Genomic DNA, 20,531 nt, shown 5'->3' with positions numbered 1-20,531 from the left:
TTATATGACATCCCGCAAACAAAGTTATAATTTCACCGCAATAATTCTTAAGTGATATCATAAAAAACCTTCATGTCTGCAGACATGAAGGTTTTGTTCTCAGTATACATACTTCACCATTAGGCTGAAATATGATGAAAACTACCTCGGCAGGAAATTAAGCGGACATCGCCCCTGCTGTCTGCGGCAACACATCTCTTGTTTTGTTTCACACCATTATAAAGTATAACGGCTTCTACGATTTTAGTCAATCATTTATTTTAAATTAAGGGTTGAGGTGCTCACTTTCACACCAGGACCCATTGTAGAAGCTACAGCAACATTTTTCACGTACGTACCTTTAGCAGCTGCCGGTTTAGCTTTTACCAATGTATCAATCAGAGTATTAAAGTTTTCTACCAGCTTGTCTGTGTCAAAGGAAATCTTCCCGATAGGAGCATGGATATTTCCAGCTTTATCTACACGGTATTCTACTTTACCTGCTTTGATTTCCTCTACTGCTTTCGTTACGTCCATTGTTACAGTGCCTGTTTTAGGGTTCGGCATAAGACCTTTAGGGCCAAGCGTTTTACCCAATTTACCAACTTGCGCCATCATATCAGGAGTTGCAACAACCACGTCAAAATCAAACCAACCTTGCTGTACTTTGTTGACAAGGTCTTCTTCTCCAACATAGTCTGCTCCAGCAGCTTCAGCTTCTTGAGCTTTTTCCCCTTTTGCAAAAACTAGAACACGCTGTGTTTTCCCAGTCCCATGCGGCAACACTACAGCTCCGCGAATTTGCTGGTCGTTTTTACGAGGGTCTACTCCAAGACGAGCTGCAACTTCCACCGTCTCATCAAATTTTGCGATAGACGTTTTCTTCACAAGTTCAATGGCTTCTTCGGCATTGTATTGCTGCTCGCGATCAACTAGCTTCACAGCATCTTGGTACTTTTTACCTTTTTTAGCCAATTTCATTTCCTCCTCGTTTGTGGTTTTAGCGGTTAGACCTCCCACTATTAAAGGTTGCGAACATGGTATCCGTTCGACTTGAAACGGAAGTCGCAACCTTAGGCAAGGCATTCATTAGTCCTCTACAACAATTCCCATGCTGCGCGCTGTACCTTCTACCATGCGCATTGCCGCATCTAGGTCAGCCGCATTAAGATCCGGCATCTTCGTTTCAGCGATCTCACGTATTTGATCACGCTTCACCGTTGCTACTTTATTGCGGTTCGGCTCCCCGGAACCACTTTCGACGCCTGCTACTTTCTTAAGAAGAACAGCTGCGGGCGGAGTTTTCGTAATAAAAGTAAACGAACGGTCTTCATATACCGAAATCTCAACAGGAATAATCATACCTGCTTGATCTGAAGTACGAGCGTTAAATTCTTTACAAAATCCCATAATGTTAACACCTGCCTGCCCTAAAGCCGGGCCTACTGGCGGCGCCGGATTTGCTTTACCGGCAGGGATTTGAAGCTTTACGACTTTCTCGACTTTTTTAGCCACGCGACACACCTCCTTAGTCCGTGATGTGGTTTGTCGGACGAATAGTCCTCCCACTCTTAAAAAGGGGCAGGATAAAAGAATACCTTTAACCCCTCTGTAATTATTATGAATATGAAACATTAAAATCTTATCACTTCAAACAAAGAACTGCAAGAGTTGATTTCTATATCTTCTCAACTTGGTGAAATTCAAGTTCTACAGGAGTTTCACGACCAAACATATTTACGTGAACTTTAACTTTTTGTTTTTCAGCGTTAATATCTTCTATCGTTCCTGTGAAATCAGCAAATGGACCTTCTTTTACTTTCACTGATTCTTTCAACGCGAAGTCCACCTCTGCCTTCGGTTCGCTTTCACCCATTTGACGTAATATGTTATCAACCTCATCTGGTAAGAGCGGGGTTGGCTTAGAACCGGCCCCAGCTGAACCAACAAACCCGGTTACTCCCGGAGTATTTCGAACCACATACCAGGAATCATCGGTCATAACCATTTCTACTATGACGTAACCTGGGAAAACCTTACGGGTTACCGATTTACTTTTCCCGTTTTTCACTTCGGTTTCTTCTTCCACCGGAACGAGGACGCGGAAGATTTTATCAGTCATTTCCATTGATTCCACACGTTTTTCCAGATTAGTTTTCACCTTATTTTCATAACCGGAATATGTGTGTACTACGAACCAGTTCTTTTCCATTATTATCCGGACGGCTACGTCCTTCCCTCCTCCTTTTTGGTTCTCAGCTAGTTAGCCCAGTAATAAGCGCACAAGCTCAGATAACCCTGAATCTACTGCAGCAAAGAAAATAACAAAAAATATGATGGTTATAATAACTACTATGGTGTATTTTGTCAGTTCCCTGCGGTTCGGCCACGTTACTCGCTTCATTTCTCTTCCTACGTCACGGAGAAACCTTGCTGGATTTTTAGTACCATCAGCCATAAAGCCACCTCCAAACCATTCGCTCTTTCCACCATTTAACTGCAGAAAAACACTTCTCCTCTATACTAGAAATCAAATGTCATTTCATTATCTGTTTTAAAAATAAAAAAATAACCGCTTCTATTTTGTTTCACGATGAAGGGTATGCGCATTGCACTGTTTGCAAAACTTCTTCATCTCAATGCGGTCTGTTTGCTTTTGCTTATTCTTTTCGGTTGTATAATTTCTCGAAAAACAATTCGTGCATGCCAGTACCACTTTGTTCCGCATTGAGCACCTCCTGTGAATGACAGGTTCCTTTGCATACGCTTAATTACCTTACCACATTGATAAAACAGTGTCAATTTGACCGGAAAAACCTGTTTTAAAATAAAATTTTTACCTAAATGAAACAAAAGCACCCTGCAGCAGGATGCTTTTGTAAACGCTTTCTTAGATGTTTCAAAATAAAAGGTCCCCATTACTACTACGAACTGACACCTTTGACTTCCACACACCTCTCCAATTTCCGCTTCACACGTTGAAGCGCATTGTCAATTGATTTTACGTGTCGGTTTAGTTCGCCGGATATCTCCTGGTAAGACCTCCCGTCCAAGTATAACCTCAGCACTTTCTGTTCAAGATCACTGAGTATTTCGCCAATTTTCAGTTCTATATCATCAAATTCCTCTTGATTTATAATCAGCTCCTCTGGGTCACTGACCTTTGAACCGCAAAGCACATCCAGAAGTGTTCGTTCGGATTCTTCATCGTACAGAGGCTTGTCCAGGGAAACATATGAATTCAAAGGCATATGTTTCTGCCTGGTTGCCGTCTTTATAGCCGTAATAATCTGTCTCGTAATGCACAGTTCAGCAAAGGCCCTAAAAGACGACAGCTTGTCTCCATTAAAATCCCTAATCGCTTTATATAAACCAATCATGCCTTCTTGTACAATATCTTCATGGTCTCCGCCAATAAGGAAATAAGATCTGGATTTTGCGCGGACAAAGTTCTTGTACTTATTAATGAGGAACTCTAAAGCAGCACTGTCTCCTGAACGAACTTTTTCAACTAGGAATTCATCATCTGTTTTATCAAAGTACTGATGTTCCGTTTCTTTGAGGTCTAAACCCAATACAATCCCTCCGCCCCTCGACTGATTGGATGAATATAGCAATATTATATAGCACCTTTTATTCCACCGTCAACAGCTCAACGGTCGCCTCGACGCCATTTGTCAAAAATTTCAGCCATTTCTTCTGTAAGAGGAAAATTCGACAATTTTTCCTGCTTACTATGCTCTTTTACTTCACGAGTTATGTTTTGTTCGACAACCTCCATTTCTACTCGAAGCTCACGAGCAGATTTTCGCAGCGCCCCGCTTCCAAACGCCAGCGATTGTTCGGCATAATCTGACGTAGCTACGTGCACACGCGTTTCTATATTTTTCAATTCACCTACTAGTTTTTCAATTCTTTCGTCTGCTGTTTCATTCTCCCGAGTATAAATAATGTCTACAAGATAGTTATTATATTTTCGCCCAACACCGGCAACCATATGAGCATCAAATATGACTTTGACTTCCCACCCTTTAAAAGCTTGGTATTCTGCCATTTTTTCGATTAAACGATCACGAGCTTCTTCAAGGTTTTTTTCCCGCAGCTTTTTTAATTCCGGCCAGTCTCCAATGATGTTGTAACCATCTACTAATAATATATCCTTCATCTTTACTCTCTTCCTAACGGATGACGTTTCCTGTAAACCTCATACATCAGGAGGCTGGCTGCTACGGATGCATTTAGGGAAGTAACATGTCCTTTCATCGGGATTTTAATTAGAAAATCACATTTTTCTTTCACCAATCGGCTCATTCCTTTACCTTCACTACCAATGACGAGGCCCAGCGGCATGTCAGCATTCCATTCTCTAAAATCCTCTTTCCCCGAAGCGTCCGTGCCTGCCAGCCATAATCCCTGTTTTTTTAATTCCTCCATCGTCCGGCCCATGTTGGTTACTCTTACTACCGGAACATGTTCAATTGCTCCAGTGGAGGATTTAGCAACAGCTTGGGTCAACCCGACAGACCTTCTTTTAGGAATGATTACTCCATGTGCTCCTGCAGCGTCAGCGGTTCTTAAAATAGAACCAAGATTATGCGGATCGGCTATTTCATCTAACAGAATAAAAAAAGGCTCTTCCTGCAGAGCAGCAGCTTTTTCAAATATGTCTTCCAGCTCTGCGTAATGGTATGCAGCCACCGAGGCCACCACCCCTTGATGGCGCGGATTACCTGATAACTCATCAAGTTTCTTTCTAGGTGCTTGCTGAACAATAATATTCTTTTCTCTAACAGCCTGGTAAATTTGCTTCATTTGCCCTCTTCCAGCATTTTCAGCCACCCAAACTTTATTAATGGCTCTTTCTGAACGTATGGCCTCCAGCACTGAATTTTTTCCTGATATCCATTCTTCCTTCATTCTTTTTCATTCCTTTCAATTGCTTCAATAGCAAATGTCACCAGCTGCTTTAACCTGTCTTCTCTTCCTAAAAAATAGAGATAACCTAACAAAGCTTCAAAGGCCGTGCTGTAGCGATAAGTGTTTTGATCAGTATTTTTAGGGACAGTTCCAGATTTTGCATTCCGTCCCCTTCGAGCTACAGCTTCTTCTTCTTTTGTTAGAAAGTTTTCTTCAAGTAGTTCATGCATAACTGCAGACTGAGCTGCTGCAGATACAAAAGACGTCGATGTCCGATGTAAAAGGTTAGGGCGGACACGGCCTGATTCAATAAGGTAATTCCTTATATAAAGGTCATAAACCGTATCCCCCATATAGGCAAGAGCAAGTGCATTTAATTGTTTAGCATCCACTTTTTTTCCTTCTAATTTTCCTAGCATGTTTCTAATCTCTCTTCCATCGTGTCCCTTGAGGAGTGTCTTCTAATATAATACCCTGCTCTTTTAAAGAATCTCGAATTTCATCTGCACGTGAGAAATTTCTTTCTTTGCGGGCTTCTATTCTTTCCTTAATCAAACGTTCGATTTCCTCATCGAGGATTTCATCTTTTGCTTCAACTGAAATGTCGAGAACAGTGCCAATTTCTCGAATTGTGTCTAAAAATGTCTGCAGAACTTGCTTAGACGAATGGTTTTCTTGAAGATAACGATTAGCACTTTTTACTAAATCAAAAAGAACACTTATTCCATTTGCGCTATTAAAATCATCATCCATTTCTGTTATAAATGTCTCTTTAAACTGCTGAACGGTTTCAACCCAGTTTTTTATTTCCCCAAAATCTGCACTCTCATTTAAACGATGCTTCAAGTTATTCGTCGTAGTGTTAATTCGCTCCAGACTATTTTTGGCACTTTCTAATAATTCTTCACTGAAATTGAGCGGACTGCGGTAGTGGGACTGAAGCATAAAAAATCGTATAACTTCAGGGCGGTGTTTTTGGATAATATCATGAACCAAAACGAAGTTTCCCAGTGATTTGGACATTTTCTCGTTGTTTATTTGGATATAGCCATTATGAAGCCAATATTTTGCCATTTTTTGTTCATTCAATGCCTCTGATTGAGCAATCTCATTTTCATGATGCGGAAAAGCAAGATCCTGTCCGCCGGCATGAATATCAATTGTATCACCAAGATACTTTTTCACCATTGCAGAGCATTCAATGTGCCACCCGGGCCTTCCTTTTCCCCAAGGGCTATCCCATGATATCTCACCTTGTTTTGCTTCCTTCCACAGTACAAAATCAAGAGGATCTTTTTTCTTTTCACCCACTTCAATCCTTGCTCCCATCTGCAAATCATTAATTGACTGAGATGATAGCTTTCCGTATTCTTTAAAGGCTTTTGTTTCAAAATAAACATCGCCATCTGCTTCATAGGCATATCCTTTTTCAATTAGTGCTTCAATGAATTCAATAATATCTGGCATTGTTTCTGTTACTCTTGGGTGCAGATCTGCTTTTTTTACTCCTAGGGCTTCAATATCTTCAAAATAAGCTTCAATAAAGCGTTCCGCTAACGAAGGCACTTCTTCTCCTAATTCTTGTGCCGCTTTTATAATTTTATCATCGACATCTGTGAAGTTAGAAATGAAGTGAACGTGATAGCCCCGGTATTCTAAATATTTTCTAATCATATCAAATACTATTGCAGGCCGCGCATTTCCGATGTGTATATAGTTATATACCGTCGGTCCGCATACATACATTGTAACTTTGCCGTCTTGAAGGGGTACAAATTCTTCTTTTTTTCGAGCCAATGTATTATATAATTTTATGGCCATCAGTCATCGGTCCTTCCGTCAGTTTTGTTATCTTTATATGATTCTAATTCTTTTTTGAGCGCTGTAATTTCTTTTTCCAGTTCGTTAAACTTATCTGCAACTGGATCAGGAAGTATATGATGAGCCAGCTCATCCTTTTTCACCTTCACACCATCTTGAACAACTACCTTAGCTGGAATGCCAACTACAGTGGAATTTGGGGGAACTTCATTTAAAACAACAGAGCCTGCTCCAATTCTCGAATATTTTCCTATCGTCATAGAACCTAGAATTTTTGCTCCTGTAGCAATAAGCACATTGTCTTCTATCGTTGGATGACGCTTTCCTTTTTCTTTTCCCGTTCCTCCTAATGTTACCCCTTGATAAATCGTTACGTTATCACCGATTTCACAGGTTTCCCCAATGACAACTCCCATCCCATGGTCTATGAATAGCCGCTGACCAATTACAGCACCAGGGTGAATTTCTATTCCTGTGAAAAATCGGCTTATTTGCGACAACAGCCTGCCCAGAAAATACATTTTTTTCTTCCACAGCCAATGAGCAATACGATGAGCCCATATGGCGTGAACCCCGGAATATGTTAACACCACTTCCAACCGGCTCCTTGCCGCCGGATCCTGGTCAAAGACTACATCAATATCATTTTTAAACGTCTTCCACATGAACCTCTCTCCTCTCCGCTGACCTCCCGAATTCAAAATTGATTATGATTATTTAAGTATAGATTTTTTATATCTTAAAAGAAAAGAAGCGTCTCTATGCATATTCTGCACAGAGACGCTTCTATATAGCGCGGTTCCACTCTGTTTAAAGGCAGCAGATTCAAAAAGTTACTGTTCTGCCTTTCCCTTTAACAAGTAACGGTTGTTGGCCGCTTCTGCCTACTTAAATTCGGCAAAAGACTCAGGGAGGCATTTTCAGAACAAAATCCAGGAACCACTTTCAGCAGCTGTGATTCTCTCTGTACAGGAAGTTTTGTTCTTACTTTTTCCCTTCAACGCTTTGGTCCATATTTCAACATATTTCAAATCTAATTATGTTTTTACTGATTCTTTGCTTGCTGAAGCCTGGTTTGAACCACATCTTTGCCTAACAGTGAAATAGCATGTGGAAGCTCAGGACCGTGAGTCTGCCCTGTCACAGCCACGCGGATAGGCATAAATAACTTTTTCCCTTTTTGGCCTGTTGCTTTTTGAGTTGCTTTTGTTGCTGCTTTTATTTCATCTGGCTCAAAACTCTCGAGGGCATCCAGTTCTTTAGAAAATTGTTCTAGCACCTCGGGTACTTGTTCCCCTTCCAGCACTTCTTTCGTTTCTTCATTATACGATATTTCTTTCTTAAAGAACAACTCTGTTAACTCTGTAATTTCAGCTGCGTAGTGCATTTGCTCCTGATACAATGCAACCAGCTTTTTTGCCCATTCATACTGCTCATCTGACAATTCACTCGGGAGTTTTCCTTCTTTCTGGAAATGAGGAAGAGCCAGCTTTGTTAACCTCTCAATATCTGCCTCTTTGACATATTGATTATTCATCCAGGCCAGCTTATCCGTATCGAAAACCGCCGGGGCTTTAGAAACACGTCCTAAACTAAATTGAGACTCCAGCTCTTCTAAAGAAAAAATTTCTTCTTCTCCTACTGGTGACCAGCCTAGCAACGCAAGAAAGTTAACAATTGCTTCCGGAAGATAGCCGAGTTCTTTATATTGTTCTACAAATTGAATAATGGACTCATCCCGCTTACTCATTTTTTGGCGGTCTGGATTTAAAATTAGAGAGGCATGGGCAAACATCGGTTTCTCCCAGCCAAACGCTTCAAAGACTAATGCTTGCCGTGGAGCATTTGATAGATGTTCCTCACCTCTAATTACATGAGAAATTTTCATCAGATGATCGTCTACGACAACTGCAAAGTTATAAGTAGGAATCCCATCTTTACGGGCAATAACAAAATCTCCAATATCTTCGGTTTCAAAATTCACTTCTCCGCGTACAGCATCTTCAATAAGTACTTGTTCACCCTCCGGCACACGAAACCGCACAACAGGTTTAATTCCTTTTGCTTCATACGCTTTTCGCTGCTCCTCTGTTAGATCACGGTCACGTCCGCTGTATTTTGGAGCTTCTCCTCGTGACAGCTGCTCTTCCCGTTCTTTTTGCAATTCTTCTTCTGTCATATAATCATAGTATGCTTTTCCTTCATCTAGAAGCTGCTGTATATACTTTTTGTATAGTTCAAGTCGCTCCATCGAGCGATACGGACCATATGGGCCACCGATATCTACACTCTCATCCCAGTCAATACCCAGCCATTTCATGCTGTCCATAAGCTTTTCAGTGGCATCCTCCACATTACGGGATTGATCTGTATCTTCAATTCGGATAATAAATTTACCGCCCTGACTTCTTGCAAATAAATAATTAAAAAGAGCAGACCGCGCCCCTCCTATATGAAGATGTCCTGTTGGACTAGGAGCAAAACGCACTCTTACTTCTTTGCTCATATTTCTACACCTTCCATTTCCCAATTTTATATTAGTATCAGACGAGCTCTGTTGATCTCTCAAAAAGAAATACCTGTCCTATTTTACCACCAATTGAAAAAGAATAAAATTACTATAATGGCTGAAGCAGCACAACTGCATGAGCTGCAATTCCTTCTTCTCTTCCGGTAAAGCCCAATTTCTCGGTTGTAGTGGTTTTTATATTCACTTGTTCCTCTTCTGCTTCCAAAATATCAGCAATAGTTGACTGCATCAACTTGATGTGCGGCGCCATCTTAGGTTTTTCCGCCATAATGGTACAATCAACATTTGTTAAAATAAATCCTTTCTCTTTTACGATCCGATACACCAGATTCATCAACTCAGCAGAATCAGCGTCTTTAAAAGCAGAATCTGTATCAGGAAAGTGCTTTCCAATGTCTCCTTCTCCTACTGCTCCAAGCAGGGCATCAGATATCGCATGCAGTAACACATCTGCGTCTGAATGACCTATTAAACCTTTGGTGTGCGGGATGTTTACCCCACCAATAATAAGCGGACGATCTTCTGAAAGCTGGTGAACATCAAATCCATGTCCAATTCTCACTATTGCCCCTCCTTTCTCTTGTTTAAGATAGCGCGGGCAACTACCATGTCTTCCGGGGTTGTTAATTTAATGTTGTCATAGCTGCCCTCTACAATATGTATGGGAATGCCCATTCGTTCTACAAGACTAGTGTCATCTGTACCAGCATACCCATCAATCTGAGCTTTTTTATAAGCATCATAAATGATGTGAAATTGAAAAGCTTGCGGTGTTTGAACCGACCAAACACTAGAACGTTCTATTGTTTCTAGAACGAGCCCATCCTTCACTTTTTTTACTGTATCTTTCATTCTGACGCCTAGCACGGCCGCACCTTCTGCTGTTGTTTTTCCTGCTAGACGATGAATCTGCTCCTGTGTGACAAAAGGCCTCGCACCGTCATGAATGAACACAAGGTTAGATGCATCGAGTTGCTTAAGACCTTCGAACACACTGTCCTGTCTTTCTTTCCCACCTTGTACTACAGCCTCCACCTTGTTGATTTTCCATTCCTTCAGCAATTTCTTCATTGCATTTACCTCATTGTCGTTTGCTACGATGATTATGCGTTCACACAAAGGATCATTTTCAAATATAGAAACTGTATGAATAATTAATGGTTTTTTCTCAAGGATTAAAAACTGTTTATTACGACCTGCTTGCATTCGCTTTCCTTGACCAGCTGCCGGTATAACTACAGCATATTTCATATGACCTCTCCAATATGTATTCTAATTTCAGGCTCTTTTATCATACACTTGAAAGTTGCTGCTAGGCAATTACTGCCGCGTTTTTTCCTGCTATCAAAAGAAAAAAAGCCTCTGTTAACCGGCATAAACACATCCGACAGAGGCATGTTAATAGTTGATTTAAAGTGCTTTTTCCATAAGTTTAGGTTTTGCAAAAATCATTCGGCCAGCGCTTGTTTGCAGAACACTTGTTACTACCACTTCAATGGTCTCGCCTATATAATCACGGCCACCTTCAACCACAATCATTGTACCGTCATCAAGATAAGCGACCCCTTGGTTTTGTTCTTTTCCATCTTTAATCACTTGCACATTCATTTCTTCTCCAGGCAGAACAACCGGTTTTACAGCATTAGCCAAGTCATTAATATTTAAAACTTCTACTCCTTGCAGGTCACATACTTTATTAAGGTTGAAATCGTTTGTAACAACCATTCCTTGTCTCACTTTTGCCAGTTTCACCAATTTACTATCCACTTCCTGGATTTCTTCAAAATCACCATCGTAAATCTCTACTTCAATGGCCAGTTCTTTTTGAATTCGATTTAAAATGTCAAGCCCGCGCCGTCCGCGATTTCGCTTTAGGACGTCAGATGAGTCGGCAATATGTTGAAGTTCTTCTAAAACAAACTCTGGTATAACTAAAATTCCTTCAAGAAACCCTGTTTGGCACACATCAGCAATACGGCCATCGATAATAACACTCGTATCCAGAATTTTTACTTTAGAAAGATTAGAGACCTGCCCGACTTCTTCCTTCTTTTTAGCGGCAACACGGCTGGCTGGAAATAAGCTCATAAGCTCATCCCGTTTTTTAAACCCTACCTGAAAGCCGAAATAACCTAGAAAGAAAGTGATAAAAATAGGTAAGACAGAGCTGATTACTGGAAAGTCTACAGAGTTTAGTGGAATACCGATAAGAAAAGCCACAACCAAGCCAAACACCAATCCAAGTGTTCCAGATAATACATCTGTGACTGGTGCTTTAACGATCATTTCCTCTAAAACTCTCATTCCATTTACAATGTAATCGGCAAACCAGAACGTAGACAAAAAGAGAACAACTGCCCCAATAAGACCGCCAATATAAGGGTTACCGAGCCACTCAGGAAGTGAGCTATAATCCAATAAAGAAATAAATTCCGGTATAAAAATAAATCCGAGTGTTGCCCCGGCAAGTATAAAAAACAACTGCACTATTCTTTTTAACACTTTTACATGCACCTCCTTTCCTTATTATGGACAAATACTAATTTTTAAAACCTATGAAAGTTTAATCCACTCTAAATCTTACTTTTTATGGGAGTGTTTAATATTAATGTAGCAAATTTTTACTGGATTGTCATAGTTTTTAATAAATTTTCATTGTATCGTGAACAAATTGTAACGTCAATCTCTTTTTTTAAAAGAGAGGGATCACAGCTCAGCTGTAATTTATATATGCCGATCAATAAATAACTGTTCCTGAATACGGTTAAGCCCTTCTTTTATTTTTTTTGCACGTGTTCTCCCTATTCCCTGTACTTTATCTAATTCTTCAATAGAAGCTTTCATTATACCTCCTAAACTGTCATAACTGTGAACAAGGTTGTTAATTATTCCAGACGGCAGCCGCTGAATTTTATGAAGTATTCTATAACCTCTTGGTGAAACAGAATGTTCATGAGAATTTTGCCGTTGAGAATACCCGAGTAATTTCATGATAACTACATCATCCATCAGTTCTTCATTTGTCATTTGCTTCAACTTTTGAATAACAGCTCCAGGATCAGTATCGGAATCTTCAATATAATCTTTTATCAAATGAAAGGTTTCCTCTTCCAAATTAGAGACAAGTTCATTTAACTGCATTGCTATTAAACGTCCTTCGTTTCCTAACTCCATCACATAGTTTAAGATTTCATTTTTTATCCGCATAACCAATTCAATACGGTGAATAACTTGGGACACTTCCTGGAAAGTAACCAACTCTTCAAATTCCAGCGCCCCTAGATTCGTTAGACTTTGATCAAGAACTACTTTATATTTTTCAAGGGTTTGGACTGCCTGGTTCGCTTTCGTTAAGATTGTTTCTATATCTTTAAGCGAGTAACGGTATTCTCCTTTATACAAGGTGATAACCTGACGGCGCTGTGATATAGAAATCACAAGATTTCCAGTTTGCTTAGCGACTCTTTCTGCTGTACGATGCCTAATACCTGTTTCGTTCGAAACAATAGTATTATCGGGAACTAACTGTGTATTAGCGTAAAGAATTCGGTCGCCTTTCGCATTTAAAATAATAGCTCCGTCCATTTTTGCAAGTTCATATAGATAGGCTGGAGTAAATAGGCAGTTAATAAAAAATCCTCCGTCCACTATACCTTTCATTTTTTCTGAATAGCCAAGAGCGATGAGACCTCCCGTGTTTGCCCGCAAAACGTTATCAATACCATCACGAAGAGGAGTGCCTGGCGCGACGAAATGCAGCACTTCTCCAATGAATGAGCTACGTTGTTTACCTGGCATTTCTCTTCCTCCTTAAGATGAACGAGCGGGATTACCAGGACGGTGCTTTTCCCTCCAGCGTAATATCCAGCGCTTCTTCTAATGTTGTTACTCCTAATACTTCTATATTTTCAGGGGCCTTCCAGCCTTCCTTATTTTTTGCAGGAATAATCGCTCTTTTGAAACCTAGTTTTGCTGCTTCATGAATCCTTTCTTCAATTCTTGCGACCCGTCGTATCTCCCCTGTCAACCCGATTTCTCCAATCACTACATCCTCTGGGTTTGAAGCATGATTGCGAAAGCTCGATGCTATACAAATAGCAATACCAAGATCAATAGCTGGCTCATCCAGTTTTACCCCTCCAGCGACATTAATATAGGCATCTTGATTTTGCAGAAGCATTCCCAATCTCTTTTCTAACACTGCCATTAATAATGCAATTCGATTTTGATCCACGCCCGTCGCTGTTCTCTTGGGATTGGCAAAACTAGAAGGGGCAATTAATGCCTGTAATTCAACTAAAATTGGTCGTGTTCCCTCGAGAGAAGCAACCACAATGGAACCAGAACTTCCTTCTGTGCGATCTTCTAAAAAGATTTCAGAAGGATTTTTTACTTCTGTTAAGCCCATTTCTTTCATTTCAAAAATGCCTAGTTCATTAGTGGAACCAAACCGATTTTTCACAGCCCTCAACATTCTGTAGGTATGGTGGCGTTCTCCTTCAAAATATAAAACCGAATCCACCATATGCTCTAACATTTTAGGACCCGCAATGGAGCCTTGTTTTGTTACATGACCGACAATAAAAACTGCTATTCCTCGAGTTTTTGCAATTCTCATAAACATAGAGGTAGATTCCCGAACTTGTGCAACACTTCCAGGGGCAGAGGTAACTTCAGCGTGGTGGACCGTTTGGATAGAATCAATCACCACAAGAGTAGGCTGTATTTGATCAATGGCAATTTCAATCGTATCCATGTCCGTTTCTGCAAAAACATAAAGCTTTTCAGAGTTTGCGCCTAGTCGATCTGCTCGTAGTTTTGTCTGTTTTATTGATTCCTCTCCTGATATATATAAAACTTTATGATCCCGGGTTGCTAAAATGGATGTCATTTGAAGAAGCAGCGTTGATTTTCCTATCCCCGGGTCCCCTCCTACCAGCACTAATGAACCCGGAACAATACCGCCTCCTAGAACACGGTTCAGTTCTTTTAAAGAAGTATCAATTCTTGGTTCGCGTTCCCCCGTTACTTTTGTAATGGGTTGTGGCTTCTGACGCGTTCCATCTGATAAAGTACTAAATGACCTTCTTTCACTCGTTTTGGCATTGTGACTTTCTAATTCTTCAACCATGGTGTTCCACTGATTGCAGCCAGGACAGCGTCCCATCCATTTTCTTGACTCATACCCGCATTCCTGACAAACAAACTTTGATTTATGTTTCGCCATATTTCAACCTCACTTTACCTTATGTATGCCACCCTGCATTTTATCAAAATAAAATTCCAATTACCGGTCAACTCATATGTTTTATCCCTATTTTAAAGGAAATCTGCTAAAGAAAAACCCGCCGATTGACATGCCTGAAAGGTATTGCCCGAGATGCCCTGTGGCAATGGCGGCATTAGGTCCTGTACGTTGAAAACCGTAGTTTTACTTTTACTTTCTTAACAGTGTTAGAAAAAGACTGCCCGGTAAATGCATCGGACAGTCTAGACTTCCCTCATACTTTTTTACGTTCTAGCTCCCGCTTTCGTTTCAACGACATACTCGCCATTTTTCACATCGATAACAGCGGTATCGCCTTTTTGGATATTCCCGCGCAGCAGCTCTTCCGATAATCGGTCTTCTACTTGTTTTTGAAGGGCACGACGTAATGGTCGAGCTCCATATTCGGGGTCAAACCCTTCATCTGAAATTTTATCCTTCGCTTCTTCGGTTAATTCAAATTTAATACCTTGTTCAGACAGCCTTTCTTGTAACTGCTCAGCCATAAGAACAACAATTTTCTTAATGTGCTCTTTTTCAAGACTATGGAACACAATAATTTCATCGAGACGGTTTAAAAATTCAGGACGGAACGTATTTTTTAACTCTCCCATTACTTTATCCCGCATATCCTGGAACTTTTCTCCTTCTGTTTGAGTAGTAAACCCTACATTTTTATTACGTCTCAACAAATTTGCCCCAACATTGGAAGTCATAATTATAGCTGTATTTCGGAAATCAACACGGCGCCCTTTAGAGTCTGTCAGAAATCCGTCCTCAAGCACTTGAAGTAGGATATTAAATACTTCTGGGTGAGCTTTTTCTACTTCATCAAGAAGTATAACGGAGTACGGATGACGCCTGACTTTTTCTGTCAACTGACCTCCTTCTTCATATCCTACATACCCTGGAGGGGAACCAACAAGCCTGCTTGTCGCGTGTTTTTCCATATACTCAGACATATCTATACGAATAACAGAATCTTCATCACCAAATAATGTCTCTGCAACTGCTCGAGCTAATTCTGTTTTACCAACACCAGTAGGTCCAAGGAAAATAAAAGAACCAATTGGACGTTTTGGGTCTTTTAAGCCGGCTCTGGCACGGCGAACTGCTTTAGAAATAGCATTAACTGCTTCTTCCTGCCCAATCACACGGCTGTGTAAAATGTCTTCCATTTTAAGAAGACGATCAGTTTCTTCTTCAGCAAGCTTGGAAACAGGAATTCCCGTCCAGCTAGCTACAACCTGTGCAATATCTTCAGGTGTAACCTCTGTATTCTCCTGACCTTGCTTTTCTTTCCATTCGTTTTTCATTTTCTCCAATTCTTCTCGAAGCCGCTGTTCACTATCTCGTAAGGATGCTGCTTTCTCAAATTCCTGGCTTTGAACAGAAGCATCTTTTTCTTTACGGGTTTCTTCTAATTTTTGTTCCAGCTCTTTTAAATTAGGCGGTGCGGTATAAGAGCGCAAGCGCACTTTTGATCCAGCTTCATCAATTAAATCAATCGCTTTATCAGGTAGAAAACGATCGGAAATATAACGGTCTGATAGCTTCACAGCTTCAGCGATAGCTTCATCAGTAATGGTAACCCGGTGATGTGCTTCATATCGATCGCGAAGACCTGTGAGAATCTGAATAGATTCTTCAGTAGTTGGTTCATCCACTTGGATAGGTTGAAAACGACGTTCTAAGGCTGCATCTTTTTCTATATATTTACGATATTCATCGAGTGTGGTAGCTCCAATGCACTGCAATTCCCCGCGGGCAAGAGAAGGTTTTAGAATGTTAGAGGCATCAATAGCACCTTCTGCTCCGCCAGCACCAATGAGAGTATGAAGTTCATCAATAAAGAGAATAACGTTACCTGCTTGACGAATTTCTTCCATTACTTTTTTCAAACGATCTTCAAATTCGCCTCGGTATTTTGTTCCCGCGACGACTGTACCCATATCTAAAGTCATCACGCGTTTATTTCTAAGAATTTCCGGGACTTCATTTGAAATAATGGATTGAGCAAGACCTTCAGCAACTGCAGTTTTACCGACACCAGGCTCCCCTATTAATACCGGGTTGTTTTTTGTACGGCGGCTTAACACTTGAATTACTCGTTCAATTTCTTTGCTCCGCCCGATTACAGGATCAAGACCTTCTTCCTTAGCTACTGCTGTTAAATCTCTGGCTAAACTATCAAGAGTCGGTGTGTTAGCGTTGGAAGAACCAGCTCCAGATGCCTGCTGGTGATTAGAATTTGAAGCCTCATTGCTACCAAGTAACTGTAACACCTGCTGTCTCGCTTTGTTTAAGCTGACGCCAAGGTTATTTAATACTCTTGCTGCAACTCCTTCTCCTTCTCGTATCAACCCTAACAGAATATGTTCTGTCCCTACATAAGAATGCCCAAGCTTTCTAGCTTCATCCATGGACAATTCAATAACTTTTTTAGCTCGTGGAGTGTAATGTATCGTCTTTGAACCTTCTTGGCCAGTTCCAATCAAAGACTCTACTTCTTTTTGAATTTGTTCAGAGCCAAGGTTGAGTGCTTGCAGTGCTTTTGCAGCAATTCCTTCTCCTTCTCTAATTAATCCGAGTAAAATATGTTCTGTCCCTATATTATTATGCCCAAGGCGAATAGCTTCCTCTTGGGCTAAAGCTAATACTTTTTGAGCCCGTTCTGTAAATCGACCAAACATCATATATGCGCACCTCCAAATTATTCCTTACTCTTCTCTTTCTAACTTCATTCTCTCACGGATCAATGCCGCCCGTCTCACATCACGCTCATCCGGAGTAAGATTTTTACCTGCATATTGCTGCAGAAAACCTGGCTGGGTAAGAATCATAAGCTCATTTAAAATATTACCCGAAATTCCTTTTATTAAATCAAGGTCAATACCCAGTCTAACATCAGATAATCTCTTTGCTGCTTCTTTTGACTCCATTACTCTACTGTTTGTAAGCAATCCAAAAGATCGGAATACTTTATCCTCTATTTGGATTTTTGATGTGCGAATAAGCTCCTCTCGTGCATAACGCTCTTGCTGAATTAACTGCATAACAACGCCTCGAAGGTCCTCCACAATATCTTCTTCTGATTTACCAAGTGTCATTTGATTTGATATTTGAAAGAGGTTCCCTAAAGCTTCGCTTCCTTCTCCATAAATACCTCTTACCACAAGTCCTAGCTGATTAATAGCCGGCAAAATACGATTTAATTGCTGTGTCATCACAAGGGCAGGAAGGTGCATCATAACGGAAGCCCTCATTCCTGTCCCAACGTTTGTTGGACAACTTGTTAAATAACCTCGTTTTTCATCAAAAGCAAACGTCACTTTTTCTTCTATCCAGTCGTCTAAACCATTGGATAATACCAGTCCTTCATTTAACTGAAACCCTCGAAACAAGCATTGCAGTCTAATATGGTCTTCTTCATTTAACATAATGCTTATAGATTCATCGTCACTAAGCATTACCGCACCATAACGTGATTTATCTGCCAAATGAGGACTAATCAAATGTTTTTCTACCAGTACTCTTTTTTCATTAGATGAGAGATCATCCATTTTTAATATTTCTAAATCCCCTACTGACTGATACGGATCTTTTACTAATTCTTTTGAAGTATAGTGAAGCATTGTATTTGCAGACTCATCTGACGCCATAATAGGAAAGGGATAATTTTCTAAGTTTCTTGCCAAACGGATTCTTGTACTTAAAACAATATCACCATCTGGACCGGGGCCGTTTTTCATCCAAGGACTAATTGCCTCTGAAATAAAACGTTGAAGTGACATCAAGTATCCCCCTTTCCGTCATGTATGTTTTCATTTAATTCTTTAATTTGGTCTCGAAGTTTTGCCGCTTCTTCAAATTCTTCTTGTTCAATGTGATGCTGCAGCTGCTTTCTAAGTTTCTCTATCTGATTTTGCACTTTCATTTTTCCGCCTGCTCTTTTAGGAACCTTGCCGGCATGCCGAACATTTCCACTATGAACCCGTTTAAAAATTGGATCAAGCTTTGGATCAAATGCCTTATAACAACGAGAACAACCAAACCTTCCTGTCTTCGCAAAGCGTTCATATGAAAGCCCGCAAGCATCACATACCAACTGCTTAGGTACTGAAGCTCTTGAAGGATGAGGCCCTCCTTTTCCCATTGGCTGTTCAAAGTTTAACAATCCGGATAATAAATCATGGATAGAATAACTGTTTGAACCAGGGATATGCTCCCCTTTATCATGGGCACATTCATCACACAGATGAATTTCTTCTTTTTTTCCATTTATAATCTTAGTGAAATGCAGAGTGGCTTGACGCTGCTGACATTCTTCACAGAGCATTTTAGATCTCCTCCCTTCGCAGCCAATATACTCATTTATAACGTAAGCTGTGAAGCATAGCTTTCAACATTTTTGCTCGGATAAAGTCCCGGTCTTCTGCATGCCGCAGTGACAATATTGTTCGGTTTACGGCTGCAAGCATAATATTGGCTTCTCTTTTTGAAATTGCTTTTTCTTCAAAGAGTCGCATAATAATACTTTCTGCTGTGACCTGATCAATTCCTTCTTTTATTAACTTCAATAATTGATCGACAAGTTCAGCATGATCTCCGACTTTCACTCTTGAAATTCGTATATACCCGCCGCCGCCCCTTTTGCTTTCTACAATGTATCCTTTTTCTGTCGTAAAACGTGTACTAATAACGTAATTGATTTGGGAAGGAACGCACTCGAACCGTTTAGCCAATTCACTTCGTTTAATCTCAATTAATTCCTTCTCACTTTGCGTAAGAATTTCTTTTAAATATTTTTCGATTACATCAGAAATATTACGCACAGGGACAACCTCCTTCCTGCTGGCAGCCATATTTTTAAAGGTCTTGACCTTGACTATCTTTGACTATAAATATAATATAACCGCCTGCAAATTTCAAGCAGCCGGTACTATCCATTATAGCCAAATTCTTTTTAATCATTCTTCTGACATTTCCATTTCAATTTCAAGAATGCCTTTAATCAAAAGAAGTTTTTCATAAAGCTGAGATCGCTCTAAACCTTTTGGAGCTTGGACATGAATGTCATAAATAAATTTGTGATCTTTATTTTCCCCTTCATCTGTACTCCCTTTAACTTTTTTAATCACCACTTGATTTTCTTCCAGAGTGGAAATAATTTTTGATAAAACCATGGAATTTTTGTAGACAGTTATCTCCATTTTTTCAGGCCGAACGGATGTCCGAAAAAAACGGTCCACATTATTAAGAAAAAATAAACTCAATAAGACAACAACTGTGGTAAAAATTGCGGCAAAATACATCCCAGCCCCAGCGGCAAGTCCTATCGCGGCTACTACCCAAATAGAGGCTGCAGTCGTTAAGCCTTTAACCGAAACACCTTGAACGATAATAGTTCCTGCTCCTAAAAAACCAACTCCGCTAACGACATAGGAAGCAAGTCGAGAAGGATCATAACGTACAATATCTTCATTGGCTTCCATATAACTTTGAAATCCAAACAAAGCCATCACCATAACTAAACAAGCGCCGGTGCCGACTAGTAAATGAGTGCGGAAACCAGCGGGATGACGTTTATATTCTCTTTCTATACCGATTAAGCCAGCAAGAAAACCTGCTGCTAAAATTCTAATTATAATAGTATAAGATTCCTGGTCCAGCCACATATCCATCGATATCCCCTCCCTATTTTTTGTTATGTATATTATTATTTTTTATCTCGTATACCCTTTAACCTTTTTAATCATTCAAAGGGTTAAACATGTAATTTGAAAATATAAATGGTATGCTAACTATATTATTATACATTTTTAGATGCAAATTTTGGGGAGCATGTGCAGACAGAGGAGGGCGTTTAAAATGTTGGAGAAGTAAAGATAAAAAAGCTGCCAGAAATTAATCTGACAGCTTTCTTTCATTGCCTGGCAACGTCCTACTTTCACAAAGGGCTGCCCCTTCATTATCATCGGCGCTGAAGAGCTTAACTTCCGTGTTCGGCATGGGAAC

22 protein-coding genes, 1 rRNA gene and 2 other annotated features are annotated in these 20,531 nt (G+C 40.2%); all 23 genes read right to left on the bottom strand.

All coding sequences use genetic code 11. From position 1 onward, the window contains the following. Nucleotides 1-52: 52 nt before the first annotated feature. Nucleotides 53-205: a sequence feature (ribosomal protein L10 leader region), on the bottom strand. 50 nt (nt 206-255) lie between these two features. Continuing rightward, nucleotides 256-999, bottom strand: coding sequence for a 50S ribosomal protein L1 (gene rplA / locus ACE1TI_RS18140; protein WP_375008964.1), 744 nt, complete (start codon nt 997-999; stop codon nt 256-258). Between the two features lie 69 nt (nt 1,000-1,068). Then, the gene (gene rplK, locus ACE1TI_RS18135) at nt 1,069-1,494 is read right to left on the bottom strand and encodes a 50S ribosomal protein L11 (RefSeq protein WP_375008952.1); all 426 of its coding nucleotides are present in this window, start codon (nt 1,492-1,494) and stop codon (nt 1,069-1,071) included. A 163-nt stretch (nt 1,495-1,657) separates the two neighbouring features. Then, nucleotides 1,658-2,191 (bottom strand): transcription termination/antitermination protein NusG, encoded by a 534-nt coding sequence (nusG, locus tag ACE1TI_RS18130; protein ID WP_375008951.1) that lies wholly within the window; start codon nt 2,189-2,191, stop codon nt 1,658-1,660. A 51-nt stretch (nt 2,192-2,242) separates the two neighbouring features. Then, on the bottom strand, nt 2,243-2,437 hold the full coding sequence (secE, locus tag ACE1TI_RS18125) for a preprotein translocase subunit SecE (protein WP_375008950.1): 195 nt from the start codon (nt 2,435-2,437) through the stop codon (nt 2,243-2,245). 120 nt (nt 2,438-2,557) lie between these two features. Further along, the gene (gene rpmG / locus ACE1TI_RS18120; protein ID WP_375008949.1) at nt 2,558-2,707 is read right to left on the bottom strand and encodes a 50S ribosomal protein L33; all 150 of its coding nucleotides are present in this window, start codon (nt 2,705-2,707) and stop codon (nt 2,558-2,560) included. Nucleotides 2,708-2,903: 196 nt separating this feature from the next. Continuing rightward, on the bottom strand, nt 2,904-3,554 hold the full coding sequence (gene sigH, locus ACE1TI_RS18115; protein ID WP_375008948.1) for an RNA polymerase sporulation sigma factor SigH: 651 nt from the start codon (nt 3,552-3,554) through the stop codon (nt 2,904-2,906). A gap of 77 nt (nt 3,555-3,631) precedes the next feature. Then, nucleotides 3,632-4,144, bottom strand: a complete 513-nt coding sequence (locus tag ACE1TI_RS18110; protein ID WP_375008947.1) for an NYN domain-containing protein — start codon at nt 4,142-4,144, stop codon at nt 3,632-3,634. Between the two features lie 2 nt (nt 4,145-4,146). Continuing rightward, complete coding sequence (gene rlmB / locus ACE1TI_RS18105) at nt 4,147-4,896, bottom strand: 23S rRNA (guanosine(2251)-2'-O)-methyltransferase RlmB (protein ID WP_375008946.1); 750 nt, start codon at nt 4,894-4,896, stop codon at nt 4,147-4,149. After that, nucleotides 4,893-5,315, bottom strand: a complete 423-nt coding sequence (locus ACE1TI_RS18100) for a Mini-ribonuclease 3 (protein WP_375008945.1) — start codon at nt 5,313-5,315, stop codon at nt 4,893-4,895. The genes rlmB and ACE1TI_RS18100 overlap by 4 nt, the downstream gene beginning before the upstream one ends. A 4-nt stretch (nt 5,316-5,319) precedes the next feature. Beyond that, nucleotides 5,320-6,717, bottom strand: a complete 1,398-nt coding sequence (gene cysS / locus ACE1TI_RS18095) for a cysteine--tRNA ligase (protein ID WP_375008944.1) — start codon at nt 6,715-6,717, stop codon at nt 5,320-5,322. Next, nucleotides 6,717-7,382, bottom strand: a complete 666-nt coding sequence (epsC, locus tag ACE1TI_RS18090) for a serine O-acetyltransferase EpsC (protein WP_375008943.1) — start codon at nt 7,380-7,382, stop codon at nt 6,717-6,719. The genes cysS and epsC overlap by 1 nt, the downstream gene beginning before the upstream one ends. 108 nt (nt 7,383-7,490) lie before the next feature. Further along, nucleotides 7,491-7,727 (bottom strand) — a binding site (T-box leader). Nucleotides 7,728-7,762: 35 nt separating this feature from the next. After that, nucleotides 7,763-9,223 carry a glutamate--tRNA ligase gene (gene gltX / locus ACE1TI_RS18085; protein ID WP_375008942.1) on the bottom strand — a complete coding sequence of 487 codons (1,461 nt, stop codon included), beginning with the start codon at nt 9,221-9,223 and terminating at the stop codon, nt 7,763-7,765. A gap of 112 nt (nt 9,224-9,335) precedes the next feature. Continuing rightward, nucleotides 9,336-9,812: a 2-C-methyl-D-erythritol 2,4-cyclodiphosphate synthase gene (gene ispF / locus ACE1TI_RS18080; protein ID WP_375008963.1), complete on the bottom strand. Its 477-nt coding sequence runs from the start codon at nt 9,810-9,812 to the stop codon at nt 9,336-9,338. After that, entirely contained in the window at nt 9,809-10,498 is a 690-nt protein-coding gene (ispD, locus tag ACE1TI_RS18075) for a 2-C-methyl-D-erythritol 4-phosphate cytidylyltransferase (RefSeq protein ID WP_375008941.1), read from the bottom strand. The genes ispF and ispD overlap by 4 nt, the downstream gene beginning before the upstream one ends. A gap of 159 nt (nt 10,499-10,657) precedes the next feature. Beyond that, the gene (locus ACE1TI_RS18070) at nt 10,658-11,749 is read right to left on the bottom strand and encodes a PIN/TRAM domain-containing protein (protein ID WP_375008940.1); all 1,092 of its coding nucleotides are present in this window, start codon (nt 11,747-11,749) and stop codon (nt 10,658-10,660) included. Nucleotides 11,750-11,971: 222 nt separating this feature from the next. Next, a complete protein-coding gene (gene disA / locus ACE1TI_RS18065; RefSeq protein ID WP_375008939.1) occupies nt 11,972-13,045 on the bottom strand; it encodes a DNA integrity scanning diadenylate cyclase DisA in 1,074 nt (357 codons plus the stop codon). A gap of 31 nt (nt 13,046-13,076) precedes the next feature. After that, on the bottom strand, nt 13,077-14,474 hold the full coding sequence (radA, locus tag ACE1TI_RS18060; RefSeq protein ID WP_375008938.1) for a DNA repair protein RadA: 1,398 nt from the start codon (nt 14,472-14,474) through the stop codon (nt 13,077-13,079). Between the two features lie 284 nt (nt 14,475-14,758). After that, nucleotides 14,759-17,209 (bottom strand): ATP-dependent protease ATP-binding subunit ClpC, encoded by a 2,451-nt coding sequence (gene clpC / locus ACE1TI_RS18055; RefSeq protein ID WP_375008937.1) that lies wholly within the window; start codon nt 17,207-17,209, stop codon nt 14,759-14,761. Nucleotides 17,210-17,233: 24 nt separating this feature from the next. Beyond that, nucleotides 17,234-18,307 (bottom strand): protein-arginine kinase McsB, encoded by a 1,074-nt coding sequence (gene mcsB / locus ACE1TI_RS18050; RefSeq protein ID WP_375008936.1) that lies wholly within the window; start codon nt 18,305-18,307, stop codon nt 17,234-17,236. Then, a complete protein-coding gene (gene mcsA / locus ACE1TI_RS18045) occupies nt 18,307-18,852 on the bottom strand; it encodes a protein-arginine kinase activator protein McsA (RefSeq protein WP_375008935.1) in 546 nt (181 codons plus the stop codon). The genes mcsB and mcsA overlap by 1 nt, the downstream gene beginning before the upstream one ends. Nucleotides 18,853-18,883: 31 nt before the next feature. After that, a complete protein-coding gene (locus ACE1TI_RS18040) occupies nt 18,884-19,348 on the bottom strand; it encodes a CtsR family transcriptional regulator (RefSeq protein ID WP_375008934.1) in 465 nt (154 codons plus the stop codon). Nucleotides 19,349-19,483: 135 nt separating this feature from the next. Further along, a complete protein-coding gene (locus tag ACE1TI_RS18035) occupies nt 19,484-20,197 on the bottom strand; it encodes an MgtC/SapB family protein (protein ID WP_375008933.1) in 714 nt (237 codons plus the stop codon). A gap of 247 nt (nt 20,198-20,444) precedes the next feature. Further along, nucleotides 20,445-20,531: ribosomal RNA gene (gene rrf, locus ACE1TI_RS18030) — 5S ribosomal RNA — on the bottom strand; the annotation flags it as partial.

It is taken from the genome of Alteribacillus sp. JSM 102045 (assembly GCF_041949975.1).
Taxonomy (GTDB): domain Bacteria; phylum Bacillota; class Bacilli; order Bacillales; family Marinococcaceae; genus Alteribacillus.
Note: the sequence above shows the minus strand (reverse complement) of the source record. Positions and strands in the feature narration are given on the sequence as shown.